Origin of the sequence: Micromonospora sp. NBC_01740 (assembly GCF_035920365.1) — a bacterium.
GTDB classification, from domain to species: domain Bacteria; phylum Actinomycetota; class Actinomycetes; order Mycobacteriales; family Micromonosporaceae; genus Micromonospora; species Micromonospora reichwaldensis.
The window spans coordinates 1372198-1394091 of the sequence record NZ_CP109150.1 but is presented as its reverse complement, the minus strand read 5'-3'; the positions used below and the strand labels follow the sequence as shown (position 1 = coordinate 1394091).

Below are 21894 nucleotides of genomic sequence, written 5' to 3'. Positions count from 1 at the left end.
GGCGCGTAGTGGACCATGGCCTTCGATCGTCCAACAAGCACAGTTGGCAGAAATACCGCGAAGGTCCACGGACGTGTACCGCGGAAGTTTAGGGGCGAATACCGCGAGAGTTTACGGCGAACCTACGACCCGTCCTCCTCGCCCGTGACCCGCTGCCGGTAACTGTTCAGGGAGAGGCCGAGCACCGACCGGAACTCGTTGGCGAGGTGGGCATGGTCGCTGTAGCCGAGGTCGGCGGCGACGGCGGCCAGGGTCGTGCCCGGGTCGGTACGCAGGCGTTCGGCCGCCTCCTGTAGCCGACGCCTGCGGATCATCGTCGACGGCGGCAGCCCGACGTACCGTCCCGCGAGCCGCTGCAACGAGCGGGTGGACAGGCGCACGCGTACGGCGGCGTCCTCGACCGTCCGGATCGCCGGATCCGTGTCGATGGCCTCGGCCATCGCGTTGGCCAGTAGCGCCTCGTCGTTCGGCGGTGGGATCGCCTCGCTGAGCCACCCCGCGAAGGCGTCGACGGCCCGGCGGTGCCGGGTCCGCCGGTCGCCCGGCCGGGTCATCTCGCGGTGCACCCGCGCGTGCAGGTCGGGCAGGTCCACGGCCTCGTAGCGGTCCCGCAGGGCCGCCGGATCCGCGACGAGGTGGGGTACGGCCGCCGGCCGCAGCAGGGCGCCGACGGCCCAGCCCGTTCCGGTGAGGTCACGGTGCGAACTGCCGGTCGTCGGTCCGGAGATGCCGACCGCGTCCGGTTCGACGACGAGGTTGCAGGCGGGGAAGGCGATCAGGTGCTGCCGGGAGGACCGCCCCGGCTGGATCTGCCACTCCGGGATCCAGAACCACCGCACCAACTGCCGCACCGCGTCCGGCGGCGGGAGCCGGTCGAACGTGGGCAGCCGCGCCGGATAGAGGACACCCCGTGGGCTCGCCCCACCCGGGTCGGGAACCTGGCGCGAATCTTCAAGCCGGCCCACGCCCGCCGTTCCTACGATCGGTCACATGACTGCAACGACCCGAGCCGCCGACGGTGAGCACACCACGAACGGTACGCCGCACGGCGCCACCAGCCTGACCCCCTTCCTGGCGATCCCCGACGCCCGCGGCGCCATCGACTTCTACCGGGAGATCTTCGGTGCCCGGGTGGTCGACGTGACCGAGATGGGCGGGGTCGTGGCCCACGCCGTTCTCGACTTCGGCCACGGGCTGCTGCAACTCGGCGAGCCGATGCCCGACTACGGGCTCGTCGCGGCCCCCGAAGGGGACCAGGACTGCTACTCGATGGGCCTCTACTGCCCCGACGTGGACGCCGTCGTCGCCCGGGCCGAGGCGGCCGGCGCCGTCGTCCGTGAGGCGCCGTCCACGTTCGTGTCCGGCGACCGGTTCGCCAGCATCAGGGACCCCTTCGGCGTACGGTGGTCGGTCATGACCCGGGTGGAGGACCTCTCCGAGAAGGAGAGCGCGCGACGGGTCGCCGAATGGGCCGAGCAGCAGAACCAGGCGAGCTGACACGGGGGCGACAGCGCCGGCCGCTCGCGTGATGCCCAGCCGTCCGCGGCTGCGTGAACGAAGGTCACTTTCCCAGCGTGCGCACCGCGGTCGAGGACACCGCAGCCAGTTCGGGCTGCGCAGGCAGGAACACCGTGGGGACACCGAGCGACTCGTTCATCGCGGCGAGCCGGTACTCGCTCTGCAGGTCGGTGGTGTTCCGCAAGCCGCGGACGATCACCCCTGCTTCGTGGCGACGGCAGTAGTCGGAGGTCAAACCGCTCCAGGCCGCAACGCTCACGGAGGTCCATTCGACCGGCAGAATGGCCCGGACAGCGGCCGCTCGCGCCTCTTCGTCGGTGCCCGGATTCTTGAGGCTGTTGACCGCAACGAGCACGACCACTTCGTCAAAGAGGCGGCGTGCCCGGTCCACCACATCCAAATGCCCGGGAGTGAAGGGATCGAAGCTGCCGGGGTAGACCGCCCGCACGCCTCTGCCGGTGCTCATGGCCCGACTGTAGGTATCGGCTGTCGGATCCGCTCGCCCCTCGCCGTGGGCGGTACGTCACAGCCACAGGGACTTGCCCTGCCCGACGCAAGCAGCGACACCCTGGCCATGCCCTGAGCAGAATCGCTCGCTTCCCGGTCTGCTTCCCCGGCAGGCTGTCGAGATGAGAGCGAGCTTCAGCGGTGAGGTGGCGACGTACTACGCGAGGCACCGGCGTGGTTACCCGCCCGAGGTGCTCGATGCCCTCGTGGGAGCGTTCGGCCTCAGCGCCGAGGACGCGGTGGTCGACCTCGGCTGCGGCACCGGCCAGTTGAGCCTCCCGCTCGCCGCCCGGGTCGGGACCGTCATCGGGGTGGACCCGGAGCCGGACATGCTGGTTCTGGCCCGCCAGGCCGCCCTCGACGCCGCAACGGTCAACGCCATGTGGATGCTCGGCACTGACAACGACCTGCCCGCACTGGGTCGGCTACTCGGCGGACGGACGATCGGCGCGCTGACCGCCGCCGTCGCCATCCACTTCATGGACCGCGACGCGCTGTTCAGGGCCGCCCGGCCGCTGCTGCGTCCCGGCGGTGGCGTCGCCGTCGTCACCAACGGAGCGCCGCTGTGGCTCCAGGACGCCGACTGGTCCAGGGCACTGCGCGATTGCCTGGAACGGCTGCTCGGGCACCCCGTCACAGCTGCCTGCCAAACCGACGACGCCGGCCGCCTACGCAACCAGGACGCCCTCGTTCGCGCCGGCTACCGGTACGCGGAGTCGTCGGTGCGGTACGACGCACCGCTCACCGTCGATGACATGGTCGGCGGCGTCTTCTCCGCCCTGTCGGCCGACCAGCTGCCTTCCACGCAGGGACGAGCCACGTTTGCCGCAGAGGTGCGCGACGCCCTCGGCGGACGCGACGAGGTCACCGAGGGGGTCCGCGTCTGGCTCCAGTTCGGTACGCCCGACTGAGAGAGGCCGCACCTCGCCCAGCTAGGCCTTCCACCTCCATGGCCCGCCGGCATCGGAGCGCGCCCCGGATGGTCAGGCCCGCTCGGCCAACTCGACCACGAACGCGTGCCACGCCGCCACGTCATCGAACTGTGGGGAGCCGCCGGTCCAGCCAGGCGAGCAGGATCTGTGCGTACTGCGGGCTGATGCCGGCCAGGTTCTCGGCCTCGTGCAGGGTGGGCGCGTGGTCGCAGCCGGCCAGCCGGGCGATGGTCAGGTCTGCCGCAACGGCCGCCCGGCGCCACACCGTCAGGCTCTCCTCGATCGGGATCCAGGCGTCGGTGTCGCCGTAGCAGAGCAGCACCGGGCAGGTCAGCGCCGCGAATACCGGTTCCGGATCGAAGTCCATGTCGGCCCAGGCGCCGGGCTCCGGCACCTCGCGCGGCAGGAACGCCAGCGGGAACCAGGGCCGCTCGACGGCGGCGTCCAACTCCGCCTGGGCGACCGCCCGGGACAGCCCGCCGCGAAGGTACGCCTCTGTGACCCCACGCAGCCGGTCCAGCTCGGCGAGGTCGGCGTCGCCGTACCCGTGGCGGCGAAGTTGCTCGGCGGTGCCGTACCGCATCTGCCGGGCCGGGCTGACCCCGCTGCACCCGACGAGCACGAGGAGGTCGACCGGGTGGCGGCTGGCGGTCAGCGCCGCCGCCCAGGCCCCCTGGCTGAACCCCCACAGTCCGACCGGGACATCACCGACCTGCCGGCGCAGCACGTCCAGGGCCGCCGCCGCGTCGTCGGCCTGGGCGTTCATCGGCACGTCGCGTCCGTCGATCCGGGGGCGCCGGTCGTAGCGCAGCACCGCGATGCCGGCAGGCGGCAGCAGCCGGGCCAGGTGCTCATAGAGGAAGCACGACCGGTTGTCGGCGTGGGAGCCGTGCAGCACGGCGAGGGCGCCCCGGGCCGGCCCGGCCGGCAGGTTCAGGGTGGCGGGGAGTTGCTGCTCGCCGACGCTCAGCTCCATGCAGGGCAGTCAAACACCGACCGGGCGTCTCCGTCTCGCCCGGTGAGGAGCTGGCGGCGCGCCGATGCGGCCCACCGCCAGGATCGGGCGGCCCTTGCGGCTCGCGTGGGACTGTCGAGCTGATGTCGCAGACGATTCACCGCCATCTGGTGTCGCAGCGAACCAGGCATCGCCTGATGTCACAGACGACTCAGCTCGACAGCGTCGCGCGACCTGTTTGCCCGCGGGCGGGCTCCGTCACCGCCGCAGGAGGCGCGAATCATCCGGTCAAGGCTGCGTGACGAGGCGCCAGCTCGACTGCTGGCGGTCACGAGCCGTCTCCCGCGCGGCGCTCGGGTCTGGCTGGGTGTCCGCGATCCTGCTCGCCCGCGCCGGGCCCGACGTGCGCTTCGGACGTCAGGCCCGCTCGGCCAGTTCGGCGACGAACGCGCGCCAGGCCGCCGGTGTGAAGGCGAGCGCCGGACCGGCCGGGTCCTTCGGGTCAGGGACGGCGACGACGCCGTTCAGAGGGCGAACTGCCGGGCCACCTGGTCGGCGACCTCGTCTTCGCACATCCCGGGGACCAACCGTATCGCCCGCACACCGAGCCGGTCGGTCTCGACGATCAGGCGCTTGGTGAACAACCGGTCGCGTTCGCTCAGATTCTGCCTCGCCCGTTCCGGATCACTGGTCTTCGCCGGGATCTGCCAGGTCGACCCTCGCTGGGCGAGGGCGGCGTCGCGGAAGTCCGCCGTCGGCAGCAGCCACACCGCGCGATCGACCTCGGCGAGCAGTGGCTTGACCAGGTGCGGGAGGAGCCGGAAGCCCTCGGCCACTACGCGAGTGCCTGTCGGCAGGCTCAGCAGGTCGTCCACGATCAGGTGGAACGCCTCGCCGTGGAACCAGTGGAACGTGTCCAGCATGATCTCCGGGGAACGGGTGAGCCAGCGCTCGTCCATGTCCATCGCCTTGAACCGGTCCAGGCAAGGCGCTTCCTCGGCGGTAACACGGTCGGCGTGGTCACCCATGACATCGTCGGTGGCGTACAGATGCAAGCCGTACCGGTTGGCGAGCCGACGCGCGATCGTCGACTTACCGCTCGCAGGTCCACCGCCGATCCAGAACACGTTGCCAAGGCCCTCACGTATGGCATCCGTCGTCAGGTCAGCCTGTCGGGTGTGCATCCCCTCGGCCATGGCTCCGCTTGCGCAGGTGCCGAGGTGCCCTTGAAGGTGGTCCACACACCATGTGTAGCGGATACGCCATCCGACGGGAGGACTGCCGGGCGGTCATCGTCGGTGCGGCCTCGCCTGTTTCGCGGTCCCCATGAGATTGGCGGTCCGTAGGCGTGACTGACGTTGTGGCAGGCCGAGAAGCCGACCGCGGCCCAGTCGCTTTCCCGTCTCCAGCGGAAGAGTTCGGGGGCCTGGCGAGGGACGGGAGGAGGGCTCGCGTCCTCCGCGTCAGCCGGTCTGGGGGAAGGGCGTGACTGCGTCCCGGGTGTTCAGGCCCGCTCGGCCAGCTCGGCGACGAACGCGCGCCAGGCCGCCGGTGTGAAGGTGAGTGCCGGGCCGGCCGGGTCCTTCGAGTCACGGACGCCGACGACGCCGGGAAGATTGTCGGCGACCTCGACGCAGTTGCCGCCGTTCGAGCTGCTGCGGGTGCTCTTGCGCCACTGCGCGCCGATCAGGTCAGCCATGATCTTGCCTCAAGGAAGTCGATGGATTGGTCTCGCGGAAGCGCGAGCGATCTCACGGTATCCCACACGGCCCAGAGCGGAGCAACGTCATTTGTGATGCGGCCAGTGGCCTGATCGTCGAGGTAGCCGACGTCCTCCCCGTCGCTCGTCGTGGCGATGACGAACGGTCCGGCCTGCCCCGGGTGGAAGCCCGCCTTCAACGGCAGGACATGCACCATGACGTTTGGTCGCGCGGCCACCTCAGCCAAGTGGTCGAGCTGGGGCACCATGACTGCCGGCGTGCCTCGCCGCAACGCCGCCTCATCGATCACGAAGACTGAGAGGGGCGGGCGGGGCCGCTCGAATACCGCAGCCTGCCGTCGCAGCCGCGTTTCGACGTAGCCGGCTGCGTCGGCTACGAGGGGGCCGCTGGCGAGTACCGCGCGGGCGTACTCCTCGGTCTGAAGAAGCCCGGGAATGACAGTGGATTCGTAGCAGCGCAGGCCGGCTGCCTCGCGCTCGATGTCCGTCCATGGCTGGAACCACGCTGGCTCTCTTCGCTTCAGTGCGTCCGGCCAGAGCTCTTCTATGTCCTTGTTCAGGATCTCGGCGACCCGGGCACGGTGACGGGTCTGCGGGATTCGTCCCTGGCTCACCCAGCGTGCCGCCGTCTTCGGATCGACGCCGATCTGAGCTGCGAGGCTCTCCGCAGTCTCGCCGGCCTTCGCCATCGCTACCTGAACCGCCCGGTTCATCCCTGCTCCTCGCCTGAACGTCCTGAATATCCCCGGTACAGACTGCTACGCGGTGTGATCGGCTGGCAACCCTCGGCAGGGTGCCAAGTGGACGGCGCGAGCCGGTGGAGGCATCCCGAGGCCCGCCGGTCGTGCCGCGAGGGGTCGCCGCCGGGCGAGCATCCGTGGCGGCCCCCTCCTCCACACCGACGGACGAGGGGAAAGACCTTGCCGGAGCGCCAGCCGGACCCGAAGCCCGACCCGAAGCCCGCGCTGCGGCAGATCAGGTCGGGTGACGTCCTGCACCTGACCCGGTCCGCGAGCCCGCAGTTCGTCCGCCCGATCTCCGTGCGCGTGATTCGCGTCCTGACCGACTGGCACACGTACCACGGTTGGTGCTGGATCGACGTCTACCAGCTGGGCGCGCGCGGCGACGCCGTGGACCGGCGCTCGCTCTACGTGTGGTGCGAGGGGGTCCGCTGGCGTACCGCAGCTCCGGCCTCGTCGGCGCAGGCCCACCGCCGTCCCGTGACCCGCCGACGGGTCACAGCGTGACCCGGCGCCGCGACCACCTGCCCACCCGGCCCACCTGGCGCTGCGCGGCCTGCGGCATCGCCTGGCCGTGCTCGGCGGCGAAGCTGCGGCTGCTCGCCGAGTACCGGACGGACCGGCCGGCCCTGCTGATCCACCTGGCGACCCTTCAGGCCGAGGCGGGCGAACAGCTCGCCGCGCTGGACCACGCCACGACGCCGGCCGGCCTGACCGCCCGCTTCACCGCCTGGGCCCGCCCGCGCTGACCGCGCCATCGGAAGCGCCGGCACGGCAGACAGCGGCACGGCAGACAGCGGCAATGCTGGTCTCCGTCGAAAGATGTAGTGGACGTTCGTTCCGTAGGGCGAGTCGACAGGATCGACGCCGGCACAGAATGGGTCCGTGCCCCAACCCACCGCAAGCACCGCATGAGCGTCGGACTGCTGCTGACGCTCGCCGGCCTGGCCCTGGTCGACAGCACGAGCATCGGCACGCTCTTCATCCCCGTCTGGCTGCTGCTCGCTCCCGGGCCGGTCAACGCCCGACGGATCCTCGTCTACCTCGGCACGATCGCCGTCTTCTACTTCGGCATCGGGCTGCTGCTCGCCCTCGGCGGCAGCCGGCTGGCCGACGTCCTCGGCGGGGCGATGGACAACCGACCGGTGCTCTGGGCACAGCTCGTCCTCGGGGTCGGGCTGTTCCTGCTCAGCTTCCGCTACGACAGCAAGCGGCGTCCGCGCAGCGGCGGAGTGCTGCGCTGGCGGGACCGGGCCACCGCCGGCGACTCCTCCGCGCGGTGGCTGGTGGGGCTGGCGCTGCTCGCCGCGCTCGCGGAGGTGGCGACGATGCTGCCGTACCTCGGCGCGGTCGGCCTGCTGACCACCTCGGGTCTCGGCGCGGCCGAGATGGTGGGGCTGCTCGCCGGTTACTGCCTGGTCATGGTCCTGCCGGCGGTGCTGCTGCTGGCGGCCCGGATGGCGCTGCCGAGGCTGGTCGAGCCGGTGCTGGCCCGGCTCAACGCCTGGATCATGCGAACCTCGGGCAGCATGCTCGGCTGGATTCTCGGCATCGCCGGCTTCCTGGTGGCCCGCGACGCCGCGGTCCGGTTGGGGCTGTTCGGCTAGGCCGACGGATCAGGTGGTGATCCGGTCAGGACGGGCGTAGACGTTCATCGTGGAGCCGCGCAGGAAGCCGACCAGCGTCAGCCCGGCCTCCTCGGCCAGCTCCACCGCCAGGGTGCTCGGCGCGGAGACCGCCGCGAGCAGCGGCACCCCCGCCATCCACGCCTTCTGGGTCAGCTCGAAGCTCGCCCGCCCGGAGACCAGCAGGACGTGCCCGGCCAGCGGCAGCCGCCGCTCGCGGACCGCCCAGCCGATGACCTTGTCGACGGCGTTGTGCCGGCCCACGTCCTCGCGCAGCACCACCAGGTCGCCGTCGGCGGTGAACAGGCCCGCCGCGTGCAGGCCGCCCGTGCGGTCGAAGCCGCGCTGAGCCGCGCGCAGCCGGTCCGGCAGCGCGGTCAGGACCGCCGCCGGCACGGTCAGCGGGTCGTCGCCCACCGCGAAGACCGATCGGGTACGCACGGCGTCGATGCTCGCCTTGCCGCACACCCCGCAGGAGCTGGTGGTGTAGAAGTTCCGGGCCGGATCGACGGCGGGTTCGGGCACACCGGGCGCCAGCACCACGTCCACCACGTTGTACGTGTTGGGTGTCTCCGCGCCGGCGCAGAGCTGCGCGGTGCGTACGTCGTCGGCGGAGCGGATCAGCCCCTCGGTCAGCAGGAAGCCGATCGCCAAATCGAGGTCGTCGCCGGGCGTACGCATGGTCACCGCGAGCGGCCGTCGCCGGCCGGGGCCGGCCGCGCCGACCCGGATCTCCAGCGGTTCCTCCACGGCGAGGCTGTCCTGCCGGCGTACCGAGGTGCGGCCGGTCGCCGCGTCGAGGTCGATGCGGAGCACGCCGCGCCGGTCAGTCGCCCGTCCCATCCCGCCATCCTGCACCCCGGGGTCGGGGCGCCGCGCGGCGACGGCCCGTCCGTATCCGCGATGTACGCGACCTGTACGCCGCCCGCCGTACGGTGTGACCGTCCGCAGGAGGAAGTCCGGAGAGGGTGGGCCATGGCCGTCAGGGTCGCTGTCGTGGACGACGGGTCGCTGACCTTTCGGGGGGTCGCCGACGCCCTCGGGCGGGCTCCAGGGGTGACCGTGGTCGGCGTGTTCCCCTCGGTCGAGCCGGTCGCCGCCCTGCGGGACGCGCCGCAGGTCGTCGTCGCCGACCGCTGCGGGGAGTCGAACGCCGGCCCGTGGTGGCCCGACGGGCCGGCGTTCGTCGTCCTCGCCACGTGCCAGGACGCGGTACGGGTGCGGGCTGCCCTGGACGCGGGCGCGCTCGCCTATCTGGGGCGGGACGTCGACGAGGCCACCCTGCTGCGGGCGGTCCACGCCGTCGGGCGGGGCGACCTGTACCTCGACGGCGCGGCGCGCGTCGCCCTGCTGCCCGACGCCGTCGCCGATGTCTGCGACGGCGGTCCGCCCATGCTGACCGCCCGGGAACGGGACGTGTTGCGGCTCGTTGCCGAGGGCCTCACCCACCAGCAGATCGCCCGCAGGCTCTGCCTGTCCAAGTCGACGGTCGACACCTACACGCATCGCCTGCGACAGAAGACGGGCGCGGTGAACAAGGCGGGACTGACGCGGATCGCGATGGCGTTCGAGGTGGACCCCGCCGCCTAGGACCGATGGACCGGCACGTCAGCCCCGGGTCTGCACGAGGAACGAGTAGCCGATCTTCTTCGTGCCGTTCCAGTTGTACATCGGGTAGCACGGCCCCGGCGACGTCCACGAGCTGACGTACGCCGGCCGGGCCGCGTTGCACGCCTTGAGCGTGGAGTAGAGCGGGCTGTTGTAGGCCGCCTGGGCGGGCGCGGCCAGGCCGACCACGGCACCGCCGGCCACGGCGGCGACCGCGATGAGGCTGCGGACGCGCGGGCGACGCGGAGTCTTCGCCATCGATGCTCCCTTCTTCGCCTCGGCCGTCAGGGGCCGAGGGTGTACCGGTTGGAGAATCGGGGTGGGACCGGCGGTCGCCACCCCCGTGGGCCGTCTCTGATGGGCACGGCAGAACCGGACCCGAGATCTGCCGTGCCCCGTCCCCCGCCGAGCCCGTCGCCCGGGAGGGCCGCGTTACAGGACCAGGCTGCACCGGCGGCCGTCCACGATCACGTCCCACTTCTGTGTAGGCCGCCGCTCCACACGGGAGAGCCGGGCAACCTCACGCCCGTCGCCTCGCATCTCCCGGCGAGGCGTCGGGCGGATACCGTGGCCCGGTGGACGCGTATGCGGCGGTGGTGCTGGCGGGTGGGGCCGCGCGCCGGATGGGGGGCGTCGACAAGCCCGCCCGGACGGTCGGCGGCCGGCCCATGCGGGACCGGGTGCTCGCCGCGGTCGCCGACGCCGCGCCGCGCATCCTGGTCGGCCCGGACGGACCGGTGCCCGACGGGGTGCGGCTGACCCGGGAGGAGCCGCCGGGCGGCGGCCCCGTCGCAGCCGCCGCGGCCGGGCTGGCCCTGCTCGACCCCGGTACGCCGGTGGTCGCCCTGCTCGCCGCCGACCTGCCCCTGCTCACCCGCGCGGCGGTCGGGGAGTTGCTCGGCCACCTCGACGCCGGTCACGACGGCGCCTGCTACGTCGACGGCGACGGGCGGCGGCAGACCCTCTGCGGCGTGTGGCGGGTGGCCCCGCTGCGCGCCGCCCTGGTCCGCCTCGCCGCCGAGCGCGCCAGCGGGCAGCCCGACGGGTCCGCCGCGTCGCTGGCGGGGGCGCCGATCAGGGCGCTGCTCGCCGCGCTGCGGGTACGCGAGGTGCCGTGGGCCGGTGCCGGCCCGCCGCCCTGGTTCGACTGCGACACTGACGAGGACGTACGCCGGGCGGAGGAGTGGGCGCGATGACGGTCATGGACGACTGGGTGACGGCGGCCTGTGCCGAGCTGGACCTGGATCCCGCCCAGGTGCCGGTGCCGGCCGTGCTCGACCTGGCCAAGGACGTGGCGCACCAGGTGCTGCGGCCGGGCGCGCCCGTCACCGCGTACCTGCTGGGGCTGGCGGTCGGGCGGGGCGCGGACCCGGCCGGCGCCGCGGCCCGGCTCAGCGCGCTGGCCGCCGACTGGCCGGTCGGGCTCGGCGCCGAACGCCCGGGCGGGACACCCGCCTGACCTCCGCTGTCCGATCACGGTCGGGCTGATTCGCCTCCCCCGTTCCGTGGGTAGGGTGACCGTGACGGACGGAGGCGATCATGACGGCGGACCACCCCTCGGCGCCGGGCGGCGACTCGCCCGGCACCCTGCCGGCGCACCACGAGCCGATCCTGCTCGACGAGCCCAGCACGGCCGACCTACGGGCCAAGGTCACCCAGGCCTGGCACGAGTTCGCCCGGGCACTCGCCGAGCGGTTGGCGGCGCTCCCCACGGGCACGCACGTGGAGCTGACCCTCGACCCGACGGCCTCCGGCACCGGCGACGCGGTCTACTCGGTCAGCATCGACGTCGGCGAGGAGGGCCGGCTGGCCGCCCGCGCGGTCGGCAACGCCACCCTGCCGGAGGGCTACCGGCTGGACCGGGCCGCCGTGGCGGACATGATCGCGCTCGGCTGGTCGCCGCCCGGCGTGGTGCCGGGCTCCGGCGAGCACTTCGGGCTGGACAGCGGCACCGCCGAGGCCGCCCGGCTGGCCGCCCTGCTCACCCGGACGCTGCGCGACGTCTACGGCGCCCCGCACCCCGCCTTCCTCGTCTACCTCATCCACGACGCCGAGGGCGAAGCGCTGCCGGTGGAACCGCTGGGCACCGCGCGCAGCGAGTTCGGCCCCGACCGCAACGTGGAGGCCGACCTGGACGAGGCGCTCGCGGCGGCCGCCGCCGCCCAGGCGCCCGAGCACGACACGGCCGCGCTCGCCGAACAGGTCCGCACCGTCGTCTCGACCATGCTCAAGTCGGAGCCGGACCGGTTGCAGGTCGACTCCGACGGCGACATCAACATCCGCGCCGGTTCGGCGATGGTCTTCGTCCGGGTCCGCGACAACCCGCCGCTGGTGGACGTCTTCTCCCCGGTGCTGACCGAGGTCGAGCCGACCGAGCGGCTCTACGTGAAGCTCTCCGAGCTGACCAACCGGATGCCCATCGGCCGGCTCTACTGCGCCGACGACACCGTGTGGGCGTCCATCCCCGTCTTCGGGCGCAACTTCCAGGCCACCCACCTCATGCTCGCGGTCCAGGTGATGACCGGGCTCGCGGACGAGCTGGACGACCGCCTGCACGGCGAGTTCGGCGGGAAGCGGTTCTTCGGCGAGGGCGACAAGCCGGTCAAGCGGGACCAGGAGGAACACCGCACCGGCATGTACCTCTGATCCACGCCCCACCACCGGCAGGCGGCGGGGTGGAGCACGGACCGGTGGTGGCGGGTGGAGCCCGGAAACCCCGAGAAACCGGGCCCCACCCGCCGGGGAGGGAGGATCAGGTCACGGGGAGCCAGTCGAGGCTCCGGGCGGTGGTCGGATCGGTGGCCCGCAGGCCGGCGGCGGAGACGGTCCAGAGCACGTCCCCGACCAGCAGCGACCGCAGGACCGGGCCCGCCGGGCCGGTGTGGGAGACCGTGCCGACCTCGCCGATGTCGGTCCCGGACACCCGCAGCAGGCGTACGTCGTCGCCGACCGGCAGCGCGACCAGGCCCGTCTCCGGGTGGTGCAGGAAGGCGTGCGTGTCGTGTTCCAGCGCGGAGTACGCCTTCGGCACGTGCCACTGGTCGAGCCGGCTCGGCCGGGCGGGGTCGCGTACGTCGAACAGCGAGACCTGGAGCCCCTGCGCCCGTCCCCGCCGGTCGGCCTCCTGGCCCACCCCGAGCAGCCGGCCCTCCGGCAGCGGGTGCAGGTACGCCGAGTAGCCGGTGATCTTCAGCTCCCCGGTGACCCGGGGCGCGGTCGGATCGGTCAGGTCGACCGCGTAGAGCGGATCGGTGAGCCGGAACGTGACCACGTACGCGGAGCCGCCGAGGAAGCGCACGGAGTAGATCCGCTCGCCCGGGCCGAGGCCGGTGACCGCGCCCGTCCGGACCAGCGTGTGCCCGTCGGGACGCAGCACGTGGACGGCGGACTCCGAGTTCGGCCGGGTGCCCCAGGCGTCGCCCGTGGTGGTGGCCACCCGCAGGTGCCCCTGCCACTCGGAGAGGGCGTACTGGTTGACGAGCGACCCGGGCACCGAACCGGAGGCCACGTAGCGGGGACGACCGGGCGCGCCGGTGTCGAACCGGTGGATCTCGGTGACCTGCGGGCCCGGCCGCCGGACGTCCCCCCGGAACGAGCCGGGCCTGGGCGGCACCGGCCGTTCCCCGGCGAGGTAGAGACTGCTCCCGGTGCCGTAGACGGTGGTGGCGTCGGCGGCGACGCTGACCGGGTCGCCGTCGCCGAGGCGGTCGCCGGCGAGGTCGAAGCTCAGCACGGTCAGCATCGACGTGCCGGACCAGGCGGGCGGCCGGCTCAACCGGTCGCAGCCGACCCGGCCGGTGTGCCGTTCCGCCCCGGCCGTCCACTCGTACGCCGGCAGCCACGCCTCCACTCCGGCGGCGGCGATCACCGCGCGGTTGGCGGCGGTCCGCGTCGCGTCGGTGCCCCGTTCGGCGTACGGGAAGACCAGTTGGGGGCGGCTGCGGACCACGACCCGGGCGGTGTTCCCGGTCTGCCGGGCGTCGACGAGGCTGCCGTCCATCCGGTAGGTGCCGAGCACCCGCGGCGTGCCCGCGAGGTCGACGAGGATCAGGCGCGGCGCGGTGCGGGCCCGCGCGGCGCGGGTCGTCGACTGGAGTTCCGCGCCGATCTGGGTCAGCACCAGCGCCCGGTCGCCGTGCAACAGCAGGCTCGCCTGCTCACCCCACGTCAGCTCCGGCAGCGTCCGCGTGAGGTCGAGGCGGCCCGTCTCCCGGCGGGCGGCCGGGTCCACCACCCGCAGCACGCCCCGGGTGACGGTCACGATCCGCCGCCCGTCGGTCTTGACCAGGTCGGGTTCGTCCGCGCCGGCCTCGTGCACGTTGGTCGTGGAGTGCTCCTGGGCGGGCTGGGCGGACTGGGCTGACGCCCGGGACCCGGACGCGTCCTTGGCCACGTCGCCGAAGGCGGCCCCGGTGCGCCAGCCGTTGCCGAAGCCCCACGGGCCCACGGACGCGTCGGCGGCGGCACGGAGCCCGCCCAGCGCCTGGGCGCAGGAATCGTAGGAGACCAGCACGGGCGCGGTCGTCGGCTGCCTCGGGCCCGGTGGGTCGGGCGGCGCCGCCGGGATCGCGCTGCCGCCGAGCAGGGTGAGCGCGGCCAGCGTGCCGACCGCGAAGATGTGGGCTCCCCGTGTCATGGCCGGTTCGACGCGCCCGGCCGGCGGGTGGTTCCGGCCCTCCGCCGACCTTCCGCGCCGCGTTTCCCGCCGGGCCCGCCCCGGTCAGCGGGGCGAGGGGCCGACGCCGGGGGAGTCCACGAGCCGGGAGAGCACGATGGTGCTCCGGGTCGAGGTCACGAAGGACTCGGCCCGCAGCCGTTCCAGCGCCGCCTCCAGGTGCCCGATGTCGGCGGCCCGCAGGTGTACGAGCGCGTCGGCCTCGCCCGAGACGGTGTACGCGCCGACCACCTCGGGGTGCCGGCGGGTGGCGACCCCGATCTGGGCCGGGGTGGTCCGGCCGGCGCAGAACAGCTCGACGAACGCCTCGGTGGTCCAGCCGACGGCGGCGGGGTCGACGACGGCGGTGAAGCCCCGGATCACGCCGGCCGCCCGCAGCCGGTCCACCCGCCGTTTGACCGCCGGAGCGGAGAGCGACACCCGCTGACCGATGTCGGCGTACGAGGCGCGGGCGTCCGCGACGAGCAACGCAATGATCCGCTGGTCCACGTCATCTATCTGCAACGTTCCGCCTCTGGGAAGCAACGGTTGTGGCTGTTACCAAAGTTCGAGGGTACCTACCCTTGGTCATCGTGAACCAGCAGCGAGTCGCGCGAAAGCGGACATATCTCATGTGCTCGCCCGAGCACTTCGCGGTCGAGTACGCGATCAATCCGTGGATGGACGTGACCACCCCGGTCGACTCGCAGCTTGCGGTCAAGCAGTGGGACCGGCTGCGGGAGAGCCTGGTCGGTCTCGGCCACGAGGTGCACCTGCTGACTCCCGAGCGGGGCCTGCCCGACATGGTCTACGCGGCCAACGGGGCGTTCGTGGTCGACGGCACGGTCTACGGCGCGCAGTTCAAGCACGAGCAGCGGGCCGCCGAGGCCGCCGCGCACCGGGCGTTCTACGAGTCGCAGGGCTGGCGGTTCATCGCGCCGATCGAGACCAACGAGGGCGAGGGCGACTTCGCGTACCTGCCGGAGGCACACGGCGGGCTGATCCTCGCCGGGCACGGCTTCCGCACCGAGCTGCCGGCGCACGCCGAGGCGCAGGAGGCGCTCGGCCGGCCCGTGGTGTCGCTGCGCCTGGTCGACCCGCGCTTCTACCACCTGGACGTCGCGCTCGCCTCGATCGACGACGAGAACGTCGTCTATTACCCGGGCGCCTTCTCCGCCGCCAGCCAGCGGGTGCTCACGCAGCTCTTCCCCGACGCGGTGGTCGCCGACGCCGAGGACGCCCTGGCCTTCGGCCTCAACCTGGTCAGCGACGGGCTCAACGTCGTGCTGAACAGCGAGGCGACCCGCCTGGCCGGGAAGCTGAAGGCGGCCGGCTACCACCCGGTCCCGGTCGAGCTGGCCGAGCTGAAGAAGGGCGGCGGCAGCGTGAAGTGCTGCATCGCCGAACTCCGCCACTGACCTGCCGCTCCGCCGCCCCACCGCCACCGGACGCGTGGGGGTGGGGCGGGGTGGTGGTTCAGCCGAGCGTGGCCAGCTCGGTCACCAGGACGTTGGACAGCACCTGGCCGTCGAGCTGGACCTCGCGCAGGTACCACCGCTGCTGCGGCGTACGGGGCTGGTTGAACTGCCACAGCCCGCGCGGACTGTCGATCTGGCCGATCTTGCCGAGGGCCAGGTTGACCTGCTGCGGGGTGGGTGACCCGCCGGCGATCCGGATCGCCTGGTCGAGCACCTGCGCGGCGTCGTACGAGGCCATCGCGTAGGTGGTCGGCGAGGTGCCGTGCTTCTTGCGGTACGCCGAGGCGAACCGGCGGTTGGCCGTGTTGTTCAGGTCGGACGAGTAGTTCAGCGCCGTCTGGATGCCCAGCGCGTCCTCGGCCTTGACGCTGCTCAGCACGGCGCCCTCGGTCAGGAAGCCGGGGGCGTAGACCTTGCCGGTGAACCCCTCGATGCGCAACTGCTTGATGAACTCGACGGCGGCCGGCCCGGCGAAGAAGCAGAACACCGCCGTCGGGTTCCGGCCCAGCGCCTTGCGGATGTCGGCCCGGTACGCGGACTTCGACGGGTTGGTGAAGACCTCCGTCGAGACCACCGCGTCCTTGATCCGGGGGTCGGACTCGCCGAACTCCTGCCGGAAGCCCCGCACCACGTCCTGGCTGCCGACGCTGTCCGGCGCGATGATCGCCAACCGCGCCGACGGCTCCAGCTGTTCGCGCAGGTAGCGGCCCAGCGCCCGGCCGGCCTCGTCGAGCACGTACGACGTCCGCCAGATGTAGACGACGCTCTGGAGGCTGGACGGCGAGGCGTTGGAACCGATCAGGGGCACCCGGGCCTGTTCGACCGTGTCCCGGATGCCGGACATGACGTTCGCGTCGACCACGCCGGTGAGGGCGAGCACGCCCTGCTTCAGCAGCCCCTCGACGGCGGCCTTGCCGGTCTTGACGCTCTCGCCCTCGTCGGCGGTGAGCAGGGTGGTGGGGTGCCCGCCCAGCAGCTTGTCGTTGAGATCGAGGAAGAGCTGGAAGCCGTTGGTGACCTCGTCGCCGATCGCCTTGAAGCCGCCGCTGGTCGGCGCCACGAGGCCGATCTTGATCGGGCTTCCCGTGCCCGCCGCTTCGCCGTCGGCGTCGTCGGTGCCGCACCCGGCGACCAGTCCGGCCGTACCGAGAGCGGCCAGCAGTTGGAGGGCCCGCCTGCGGTTCATCTGGGACACCGAGTTCCTTCCGGGGAGCGTTGCAGGGCGGATCACGCCCCCTCGGCGTTCTACCCGGTCAGCGACGCTGCGTCAATGCTTAGCGATCTTTCCGCAGCGATCGGAAAGCAGCCGTGATCTCTGGCCACGCGGCGGACTCCGGATCGATGAGCCCGAAATGCTCGCATTCCGGCAGCTCAACGAGGTGAACGTCGCCGCCCGCCGCCCGGCCGGCGGCGACGAACTCCCGACTCATCCCGACCGGGACGTGCTCATCGAGTGAGCCATGCGCAACTACTGTCCGTGTCGGGATGGGCACCAATGAACGTGGATCCGCTGCGGCGTACCGCTCGGGGTGGTCCGCCGGGCCGCCGCCCAGCAGCGCGGCCACCGCCCCCTCGTCCAGATCCAGCCGGTACGCCTCCGCGAGGTTCGACACCGGGGCCAGCGCCAGCACGCCGCCGACGGCGTCCGGGGCGGTCGCCGCCAGGTACAGCGCCAGGTGTCCCCCCGCCGAGTGGCCCACCAGCAGCGGCGGCCCGGCGGCGACCCGGCCGGGCAGCGCCTCGGCCGCGAGCCGGGGCAGCTCCGTCACGCCGGCCAGCACGTCGGTCAGCGTCGCGGGCCAGCCGCCACCCGGCTGTCCCGTCCGGCGGTACTCCACCTGCGCCACCGGGTGGCCCAGCTCGGCCAGCGCGGCGGCCAGCGGGTCGGTGTGCCGCCGGTCGTACCCGGCCCGCCAGAAGCCGCCGTGCACCACCACGACCAGCTGCCGGGCCGGGCCCGACCCGGCGGGGACGCGCAGGTCGGCGAGCTGGTCCGGGTGGTCGCCGTAGGAGACGGTGACGTCGGGGGCCGGAGCGGGGCGGCTGAGCACGTCGCGGGGGTCGGCGGGCATGGCGCGACCGTAGCGCGGATCACGCGCGGATCCGCCGCCGGGATCGGTCCCCGGGCGCATGGGCGCTCGCGGCTGGGTAAAGATGGGTCCCATGACCGAAGCGCACTCCGCTGGACAGAACGACGAGCCGGGCCAGGATGGCACCGGTCACTCCGGAACGGTGGTGGTGGTCGGCCCGGACGGGCGGCCCGTCGGCACCGTGCAGACCGACGAGGCACACGGCGAGGACCCGACCCGACTGGTCGAGCAGCCGGCCAAGGTGATGCGGATCGGCAGCATGATCAAGCAGCTGCTCGAGGAGGTCAAGGCCGCCCCGCTCGACGACGCCAGCCGGCACCGGATGCGGGAGATCCACCAGCGGTCGATCGTCGAGCTGAAGGAGGGGCTCGCCCCCGAGCTGCGCGAGGAGCTGGAACGCATCTCGCTGCCCTTCACCGAGGAGAAGGCGCCCAGCGAGGGCGAGCTGCGCATCGCGCACGCCCAGCTCGTCGGCTGGCTGGAGGGCCTGTTCCACGGCATCCAGGCGGCCCTGGTCGCCCAGCAGATGGCCGCCCGGGTGCAGCTGGAGCAGATGCGCTCCGGCCGGCAGGCGCTGCCCAGCGGCCCCGGTGCCGGAATGCTGCCGGGCATGCCGGGGATGGGCCAGCCGCCGCAGGGCGGCGAGGGGCACAGCACCGGCCAGTACCTCTGACCGCGCGGCCGGCCGGGGACGCCGGCCGGCCGCTCACCCCACCCCGAAGACCTTCTCCAGGTACGCCGCCACGCCGTCCGCCGAGTTCGCCGCCGTGACCTCGTCGGCGATCTCCAGGACGGCGCGGTGCGCGTTCGCCACCGCCACTCCCCGCCCGGCCCAGGTCAGCATCGGCACGTCGTTCGGCATGTCGCCGAAGGCGAGCACGTCCCGGGCGTCGATGCCGAGCCGCGCGCAGTACCACGCCAGCCCGGCCGCCTTGGTCACGCCGGCGGCGGAGATCTCCACCAGCCCCGAGTACGACGAGTGGGTCGCCTCGGCCAGCCCTTCGAGGGCCGCGGCCACCAGCGCGACGAACGCGTCCGGGTCCTGCTCGGCGGACCGGGCCAACAGCTTCACCGCCGGTGCCGCCAGCAGCTCCTCGGGGGTCTCGACCGCCCGGATCGCGTCGTGGTCGGCGTCCCAGCGCAGCGGGTAGTGCGCCTCGTGCCGCATCTGCCGGCTGTCGACGATCTCCACCGCGAAGCTGATCTCCGGCACCTCGGCGCGCAGCCGCCGGGCCACCTCGGCGAGCAGTTCCGGGGCGAGCGGGTCGGCCCGCTGCACCTCGTCGGCGACCGGGTCGTAGACCACCGCGCCGTTGGCGCAGATCGCCGGCAGCGGCTCGGCGAGCTGCTCGTACACCATCTTCAGCCAGCGGATGGGGCGGCCGGTGACCAGCACGACGGGCGTGCCCCGCGCGGACAGCCGGACCAGCACGTCGGCGGTGTGCGGGCTGAGCGTGCGGTCGTCCCGGAGCAGGGTGCCGTCGATGTCGGTGGCGATCAGCCGTGGTGCCTCTCCCATCAGCGGGACAGTAGCCGATCGAGGTACACCGCCACCCCGTCGTCGTCGTTGCGCAGGGTCACCTCGTCCGCGGCGGCGCGGACCATCGGGTGGGCGTTGGAGACCGCGACCCGGGCCCAGCCGGCCCACTCGAACATCGGCAGGTCGTTGGGCATGTCGCCGAAGACCAGGACGTCGGCCGGGTCGACGCCGAGGCGCTGCGCCACCACGGTCAGCCCGGTGGACTTGTCGACCCCCGGCGGGCAGATCTCGACGAAGCCCAGCCCCGCCTGGGTGAGCGTGGCGACCTCCGGCGCGACGATCCGCCGGGCGACCGCGAGCAGTTCGTCGACGTGGTGGTCGGCGGTCCGGACGAACGCCTTGATCACGTCGCACGAGAGGCACTCGGCGCGACTGCGCGCCTCGAACTCGTGCTGGTAGGGCCAGCTCGGGTGGTAGTCGCCCCAGAGCGGGGCGCCGTGCTCGTCCGACGCCTCGACCATCACGGTCAGCGGCCCGACGGCCGCCTCCAGGTCGGCCAGCAGCGCGGTCAGCACCTCGGCGGAGAGGCGCTCGTCGCGCAGCACCACCGGCCCGGCCGGGTCGCTCTGGTCGACGACCCGGCCGCCGCCAGCCATCACCAGGAAGTCCGCGGCCCGGATGTCGTTGCGGGTCATTCCGGCCAGCCGGGGCCCGCGACCGGTAGCGCCGACCACCGGGATACCGGCGGCCCGCACCCGGTCGAGCACCGCGTGCGTGTACGCCGAGACGGTGTCGTCGCTGCGGACGAGCGTCCCGTCGAGATCCGTGGCGATCAGCTTGGGCAGGCCCGGGCGGGTCATCGTTCCTCCTTCGCCCGCCGCCGTCGCAGCCAGCCGTCTCGGTCCTCGGTGCCTCGACCCTGAGTGACGGCGGGCAGCAAACGTACCTCGCGCAACGGGCCCCCACCATGGCGTTGCGGCGAATGCCGTGCCAACGGTCGACGGCCCGCCGGTGTCCCCCTCCGGGGCCCTGCCGCGGGCCGTAGGGTGGGACGGGTGGGAGAGCGGGACTGGCCGGTGGCGGAGGCCGTCGACACCGAGCGGCTGCTGCTGGAGCCGCTCCGCGTCGACCACGCCGAGGAACTCGCCCCCCTCCTGGACGACCCGGCCCTGCACGAGTACATCGGGGGCAGCCCGGCCACCCCGGAGCAGCTCCGGGAGCGGTACCGCCGGCAGACAACCGGGCGGTCGCCGGACGGTCGGGAGGGCTGGCTCAACTGGGTCGTCCGGCACCGGGACAGCGGCGACGCGGTCGGCACCGTGCAGGCCACCGTGCGGCTCGACGGTGACCGGCCGGTCGCCGAGCTGGCCTGGGTCGTCCTGACGCCGCACCAGGGCCGCGGCTACGCCGGCGAGGCCGCCGCCGGCCTGGTCGGCTGGCTGGCGGAGCGCGACATCCGGGCGCTGGTCGCGCACGTGCACCCCGACCACCGGGCCTCCGCCCGGGTGGCCGAGCGGCTCGGCCTGCGGGCCACCGACGAGCGAGCGGACGGCGAGGTCCGCTGGGTGGCCCCCTGAGGGACGCCGGGAGCCCCGGCGATCGGGCACGGGAGGTGCCGAGGTCGTCCCCGTCGAGCCGGCGGGCTGACGTTCGTCACTCTGGTCGTCGGCGAACTGGCCCCGATACCGGTCAGTCCGGGAGTTCGGGGCGGGCGAAGGGGGCGGCCGGCCCGACGGTGAGGTCGGCCGGCGCGGGCGGCAGCCCGTCGTCCGTGAGGTCCCGCGACCTGCGGCGGCGCCAGCCCACCGGCTCCGTCCCGGCTCCGCCGTCCGCCCCGGTCCCGCCGTCGGCCCCGCTCCCGCCGTCCGCCTCGGTCCCGGCGCCCGCTTCGGTCCCGCCGTCGGCCTTCCCGGCGAGCCGGGCCGTGCCGGCCGGGGCCAGCTTCAGCGCCGCCGCGAAGAGCGCACAGGCCAGGAACGCCGTCACCAGGCCCCGGCCGTACTCGACCTGGAACCCGTCGTCCGTCGAGTAGAAGAAGACGCGTTGGGCGGCCTCGTCGAGCGAGGCGGTGGCCGCGACCAGCAGCCCCAGCAGCGCCCCGGCCACGGCCAGCCCGGCGAGCCGGGCGTTCGGACGCACCGCGGGAGTGCCGCGCAGCGCGAGCACCACCGCGCAGACCAGGGCGAACAGCCCGACCAGGTAGCCCACCCCGAACCCGCCGACGTCGGACACCCCACCCGGCACCCGCAGCGGCGTGTTGCCCTGCGGGCCGCCGTTGGGGATGGTCATCACCTGCCACTCGCCGAGCATCGAGGCGAGGGCGGCCACCGCGCCGAGCGCCGCGAGCAGCACGGGGAGCCGGGGGTCCCGGCGCAGCCCGGAGAACGTACGCCCGAACCGCCCCGGCCTGTCCGGCTGCGCGGTGCCCCACTCCAGGACGGCGGCACCGTCGGACCGGTGTTCCTGCCGGGGAATGGGGGAACTCTGGGACATCGGCCACCCTTCCGCGTTCGCGGGCCTGCCCCGAATCATGACACAGTACGCACCCGGTGACGCGGAGCGTGAACGGTCGCCGGAGGGTGCCCGT

The 21894-nt window shown here is 73.2% G+C and carries 27 protein-coding genes and 1 pseudogene; 12 read left to right on the top strand and 16 right to left on the bottom strand.

The window, feature by feature from the left end; genetic code table 11:
* Positions 1–122: 122 nt before the first annotated feature.
* Positions 123–965 carry an AraC family transcriptional regulator gene (locus OG989_RS06710; protein WP_327030013.1) on the bottom strand — a complete coding sequence of 281 codons (843 nt, stop codon included), beginning with the start codon at positions 963–965 and terminating at the stop codon, positions 123–125.
* Between the two features lie 25 nt (positions 966–990).
* Here OG989_RS06710 and OG989_RS06705 point away from each other — a divergent pair, with 25 nt between their 5' ends.
* Positions 991–1497 carry a VOC family protein gene (locus OG989_RS06705; RefSeq protein WP_132240483.1) on the top strand — a complete coding sequence of 169 codons (507 nt, stop codon included), beginning with the start codon at positions 991–993 and terminating at the stop codon, positions 1495–1497.
* Positions 1498–1561: 64 nt separating this feature from the next.
* Here the strand turns inward: OG989_RS06705 and coaD are convergent, their stop codons facing one another.
* Positions 1562–1984 (bottom strand): pantetheine-phosphate adenylyltransferase, encoded by a 423-nt coding sequence (gene coaD / locus OG989_RS06700; RefSeq protein ID WP_327030012.1) that lies wholly within the window; start codon positions 1982–1984, stop codon positions 1562–1564.
* Positions 1985–2147: 163 nt separating this feature from the next.
* On the opposite strand from coaD, the gene OG989_RS06695 reads away from it, so the two are divergent.
* A complete protein-coding gene (locus OG989_RS06695) occupies positions 2148–2936 on the top strand; it encodes a class I SAM-dependent methyltransferase (RefSeq protein ID WP_327030011.1) in 789 nt (262 codons plus the stop codon).
* 121 nt (positions 2937–3057) lie between these two features.
* On the opposite strand, the gene OG989_RS06690 is transcribed toward OG989_RS06695, so the two are convergent.
* The 5 genes and pseudogenes from OG989_RS06690 to OG989_RS06670 form a co-directional block, all read right to left on the bottom strand.
* Positions 3058–3933, bottom strand: a complete 876-nt coding sequence (locus OG989_RS06690) for an alpha/beta hydrolase (RefSeq protein WP_327030010.1) — start codon at positions 3931–3933, stop codon at positions 3058–3060.
* A 396-nt stretch (positions 3934–4329) separates the two neighbouring features.
* Positions 4330–4440 (bottom strand): annotated as a pseudogene (locus OG989_RS06685) (DUF397 domain-containing protein); the annotation flags it as partial.
* On the bottom strand, positions 4437–5108 hold the full coding sequence (locus OG989_RS06680; protein ID WP_327030009.1) for a hypothetical protein: 672 nt from the start codon (positions 5106–5108) through the stop codon (positions 4437–4439). The gene OG989_RS06680 and the pseudogene OG989_RS06685, both read right to left, overlap by 4 nt.
* A gap of 308 nt (positions 5109–5416) precedes the next feature.
* Positions 5417–5611: a DUF397 domain-containing protein gene (locus tag OG989_RS06675; RefSeq protein ID WP_151453997.1), complete on the bottom strand. Its 195-nt coding sequence runs from the start codon at positions 5609–5611 to the stop codon at positions 5417–5419.
* Positions 5599–6345, bottom strand: a complete 747-nt coding sequence (locus tag OG989_RS06670) for a helix-turn-helix domain-containing protein (protein WP_151453996.1) — start codon at positions 6343–6345, stop codon at positions 5599–5601. The genes OG989_RS06675 and OG989_RS06670 overlap by 13 nt, the downstream gene beginning before the upstream one ends.
* A gap of 207 nt (positions 6346–6552) precedes the next feature.
* On the opposite strand from OG989_RS06670, the gene OG989_RS06665 reads away from it, so the two are divergent.
* From OG989_RS06665 to OG989_RS06655, 3 genes are all read left to right on the top strand, one after another.
* A complete protein-coding gene (locus OG989_RS06665; RefSeq protein WP_370518930.1) occupies positions 6553–6879 on the top strand; it encodes a hypothetical protein in 327 nt (108 codons plus the stop codon).
* Positions 6876–7121, top strand: a complete 246-nt coding sequence (locus OG989_RS06660) for a flavin reductase (protein WP_151453995.1) — start codon at positions 6876–6878, stop codon at positions 7119–7121. Before OG989_RS06665 ends, OG989_RS06660 begins: the two co-directional genes overlap by 4 nt.
* 162 nt (positions 7122–7283) lie before the next feature.
* On the top strand, positions 7284–7979 hold the full coding sequence (locus tag OG989_RS06655) for a GAP family protein (protein ID WP_327030008.1): 696 nt from the start codon (positions 7284–7286) through the stop codon (positions 7977–7979).
* A 9-nt stretch (positions 7980–7988) separates the two neighbouring features.
* Here OG989_RS06655 and fdhD read toward each other — a convergent pair whose 3' ends face one another.
* Entirely contained in the window at positions 7989–8840 is an 852-nt protein-coding gene (fdhD, locus tag OG989_RS06650; RefSeq protein WP_327030007.1) for a formate dehydrogenase accessory sulfurtransferase FdhD, read from the bottom strand.
* 132 nt (positions 8841–8972) lie between these two features.
* On the opposite strand from fdhD, the gene OG989_RS06645 reads away from it, so the two are divergent.
* Entirely contained in the window at positions 8973–9587 is a 615-nt protein-coding gene (locus tag OG989_RS06645) for a response regulator transcription factor (RefSeq protein ID WP_327030006.1), read from the top strand.
* Positions 9588–9605: 18 nt separating this feature from the next.
* Here OG989_RS06645 and OG989_RS06640 read toward each other — a convergent pair whose 3' ends face one another.
* The gene (locus OG989_RS06640) at positions 9606–9863 is read right to left on the bottom strand and encodes a hypothetical protein (protein ID WP_327030005.1); all 258 of its coding nucleotides are present in this window, start codon (positions 9861–9863) and stop codon (positions 9606–9608) included.
* A gap of 317 nt (positions 9864–10180) precedes the next feature.
* Here OG989_RS06640 and mobA point away from each other — a divergent pair, with 317 nt between their 5' ends.
* From mobA to OG989_RS06625, 3 genes are all read left to right on the top strand, one after another.
* On the top strand, positions 10181–10801 hold the full coding sequence (mobA, locus tag OG989_RS06635) for a molybdenum cofactor guanylyltransferase (RefSeq protein ID WP_327030004.1): 621 nt from the start codon (positions 10181–10183) through the stop codon (positions 10799–10801).
* Positions 10798–11064 (top strand): DUF6457 domain-containing protein, encoded by a 267-nt coding sequence (locus OG989_RS06630; protein WP_151453989.1) that lies wholly within the window; start codon positions 10798–10800, stop codon positions 11062–11064. The genes mobA and OG989_RS06630 overlap by 4 nt, the downstream gene beginning before the upstream one ends.
* 80 nt (positions 11065–11144) lie before the next feature.
* Entirely contained in the window at positions 11145–12251 is a 1107-nt protein-coding gene (locus tag OG989_RS06625; protein WP_151453988.1) for a T3SS (YopN, CesT) and YbjN peptide-binding chaperone 1, read from the top strand.
* A 106-nt stretch (positions 12252–12357) separates the two neighbouring features.
* Here the strand turns inward: OG989_RS06625 and OG989_RS06620 are convergent, their stop codons facing one another.
* Together OG989_RS06620 and OG989_RS06615 are read right to left on the bottom strand one after the other, a co-directional pair.
* The gene (locus OG989_RS06620; protein WP_327030003.1) at positions 12358–14241 is read right to left on the bottom strand and encodes a beta-propeller domain-containing protein; all 1884 of its coding nucleotides are present in this window, start codon (positions 14239–14241) and stop codon (positions 12358–12360) included.
* Positions 14242–14325: 84 nt separating this feature from the next.
* Entirely contained in the window at positions 14326–14784 is a 459-nt protein-coding gene (locus OG989_RS06615; RefSeq protein WP_132240496.1) for an Lrp/AsnC family transcriptional regulator, read from the bottom strand.
* Between the two features lie 59 nt (positions 14785–14843).
* Between OG989_RS06615 and ddaH the strand changes: the two genes are divergently transcribed.
* Positions 14844–15677 (top strand): dimethylargininase, encoded by an 834-nt coding sequence (gene ddaH, locus OG989_RS06610; protein ID WP_358118729.1) that lies wholly within the window; start codon positions 14844–14846, stop codon positions 15675–15677.
* A 58-nt stretch (positions 15678–15735) separates the two neighbouring features.
* On the opposite strand, the gene OG989_RS06605 is transcribed toward ddaH, so the two are convergent.
* Together OG989_RS06605 and OG989_RS06600 are read right to left on the bottom strand one after the other, a co-directional pair.
* On the bottom strand, positions 15736–16932 hold the full coding sequence (locus tag OG989_RS06605) for an ABC transporter substrate-binding protein (protein ID WP_327030002.1): 1197 nt from the start codon (positions 16930–16932) through the stop codon (positions 15736–15738).
* A 79-nt stretch (positions 16933–17011) separates the two neighbouring features.
* Complete coding sequence (locus tag OG989_RS06600; RefSeq protein WP_327030001.1) at positions 17012–17809, bottom strand: alpha/beta hydrolase family protein; 798 nt, start codon at positions 17807–17809, stop codon at positions 17012–17014.
* Positions 17810–17891: 82 nt separating this feature from the next.
* Here OG989_RS06600 and OG989_RS06595 point away from each other — a divergent pair, with 82 nt between their 5' ends.
* Positions 17892–18500 carry a bacterial proteasome activator family protein gene (locus OG989_RS06595; protein ID WP_132240499.1) on the top strand — a complete coding sequence of 203 codons (609 nt, stop codon included), beginning with the start codon at positions 17892–17894 and terminating at the stop codon, positions 18498–18500.
* A gap of 33 nt (positions 18501–18533) precedes the next feature.
* On the opposite strand, the gene OG989_RS06590 is transcribed toward OG989_RS06595, so the two are convergent.
* Together OG989_RS06590 and OG989_RS06585 are read right to left on the bottom strand one after the other, a co-directional pair.
* Positions 18534–19346 (bottom strand): HAD family hydrolase, encoded by an 813-nt coding sequence (locus tag OG989_RS06590; RefSeq protein ID WP_327030000.1) that lies wholly within the window; start codon positions 19344–19346, stop codon positions 18534–18536.
* Complete coding sequence (locus tag OG989_RS06585) at positions 19346–20167, bottom strand: HAD family hydrolase (protein WP_327029999.1); 822 nt, start codon at positions 20165–20167, stop codon at positions 19346–19348. Before OG989_RS06585 ends, OG989_RS06590 begins: the two co-directional genes overlap by 1 nt.
* Positions 20168–20362: 195 nt before the next feature.
* On the opposite strand from OG989_RS06585, the gene OG989_RS06580 reads away from it, so the two are divergent.
* On the top strand, positions 20363–20884 hold the full coding sequence (locus OG989_RS06580) for a GNAT family N-acetyltransferase (protein WP_327029998.1): 522 nt from the start codon (positions 20363–20365) through the stop codon (positions 20882–20884).
* Between the two features lie 112 nt (positions 20885–20996).
* Here the strand turns inward: OG989_RS06580 and OG989_RS06575 are convergent, their stop codons facing one another.
* Positions 20997–21800, bottom strand: a complete 804-nt coding sequence (locus tag OG989_RS06575; protein WP_327029997.1) for a hypothetical protein — start codon at positions 21798–21800, stop codon at positions 20997–20999.
* Positions 21801–21894: the final 94 nt, after the last annotated feature.

Bases quoted from the DNA above. Each gene is read 5' to 3' on its own strand.
- coaD (WP_327030012.1), bottom strand. From the start codon at position 1,984: ATGAGCACCGGCAGAGGCGTGCGGGCGGTCTACCCCGGCAGCTTCGAT.
- OG989_RS06705 (WP_132240483.1), top strand. From the start codon at position 991: ATGACTGCAACGACCCGAGCCGCCGACGGTGAGCACACCACGAACGGT.
- OG989_RS06630 (WP_151453989.1), top strand. From the start codon at position 10,798: ATGACGGTCATGGACGACTGGGTGACGGCGGCCTGTGCCGAGCTGGAC.
- OG989_RS06695 (WP_327030011.1), top strand. From the start codon at position 2,148: ATGAGAGCGAGCTTCAGCGGTGAGGTGGCGACGTACTACGCGAGGCAC.
- OG989_RS06675 (WP_151453997.1), bottom strand. From the start codon at position 5,611: ATGGCTGACCTGATCGGCGCGCAGTGGCGCAAGAGCACCCGCAGCAGC.
- OG989_RS06600 (WP_327030001.1), bottom strand. From the start codon at position 17,809: ATGCCCGCCGACCCCCGCGACGTGCTCAGCCGCCCCGCTCCGGCCCCC.
- OG989_RS06585 (WP_327029999.1), bottom strand. From the start codon at position 20,167: ATGACCCGCCCGGGCCTGCCCAAGCTGATCGCCACGGATCTCGACGGG.
- OG989_RS06680 (WP_327030009.1), bottom strand. From the start codon at position 5,108: ATGGCCGAGGGGATGCACACCCGACAGGCTGACCTGACGACGGATGCC.
- OG989_RS06670 (WP_151453996.1), bottom strand. From the start codon at position 6,345: ATGAACCGGGCGGTTCAGGTAGCGATGGCGAAGGCCGGCGAGACTGCG.
- OG989_RS06640 (WP_327030005.1), bottom strand. From the start codon at position 9,863: ATGGCGAAGACTCCGCGTCGCCCGCGCGTCCGCAGCCTCATCGCGGTC.
- OG989_RS06655 (WP_327030008.1), top strand. From the start codon at position 7,284: ATGAGCGTCGGACTGCTGCTGACGCTCGCCGGCCTGGCCCTGGTCGAC.
- OG989_RS06645 (WP_327030006.1), top strand. From the start codon at position 8,973: ATGGCCGTCAGGGTCGCTGTCGTGGACGACGGGTCGCTGACCTTTCGG.
- OG989_RS06575 (WP_327029997.1), bottom strand. From the start codon at position 21,800: ATGTCCCAGAGTTCCCCCATTCCCCGGCAGGAACACCGGTCCGACGGT.
- OG989_RS06690 (WP_327030010.1), bottom strand. From the start codon at position 3,933: ATGGAGCTGAGCGTCGGCGAGCAGCAACTCCCCGCCACCCTGAACCTG.
- fdhD (WP_327030007.1), bottom strand. From the start codon at position 8,840: ATGGGACGGGCGACTGACCGGCGCGGCGTGCTCCGCATCGACCTCGAC.
- OG989_RS06625 (WP_151453988.1), top strand. From the start codon at position 11,145: ATGACGGCGGACCACCCCTCGGCGCCGGGCGGCGACTCGCCCGGCACC.
- OG989_RS06595 (WP_132240499.1), top strand. From the start codon at position 17,892: ATGGGTCCCATGACCGAAGCGCACTCCGCTGGACAGAACGACGAGCCG.
- OG989_RS06590 (WP_327030000.1), bottom strand. From the start codon at position 19,346: ATGGGAGAGGCACCACGGCTGATCGCCACCGACATCGACGGCACCCTG.
- OG989_RS06620 (WP_327030003.1), bottom strand. From the start codon at position 14,241: ATGACACGGGGAGCCCACATCTTCGCGGTCGGCACGCTGGCCGCGCTC.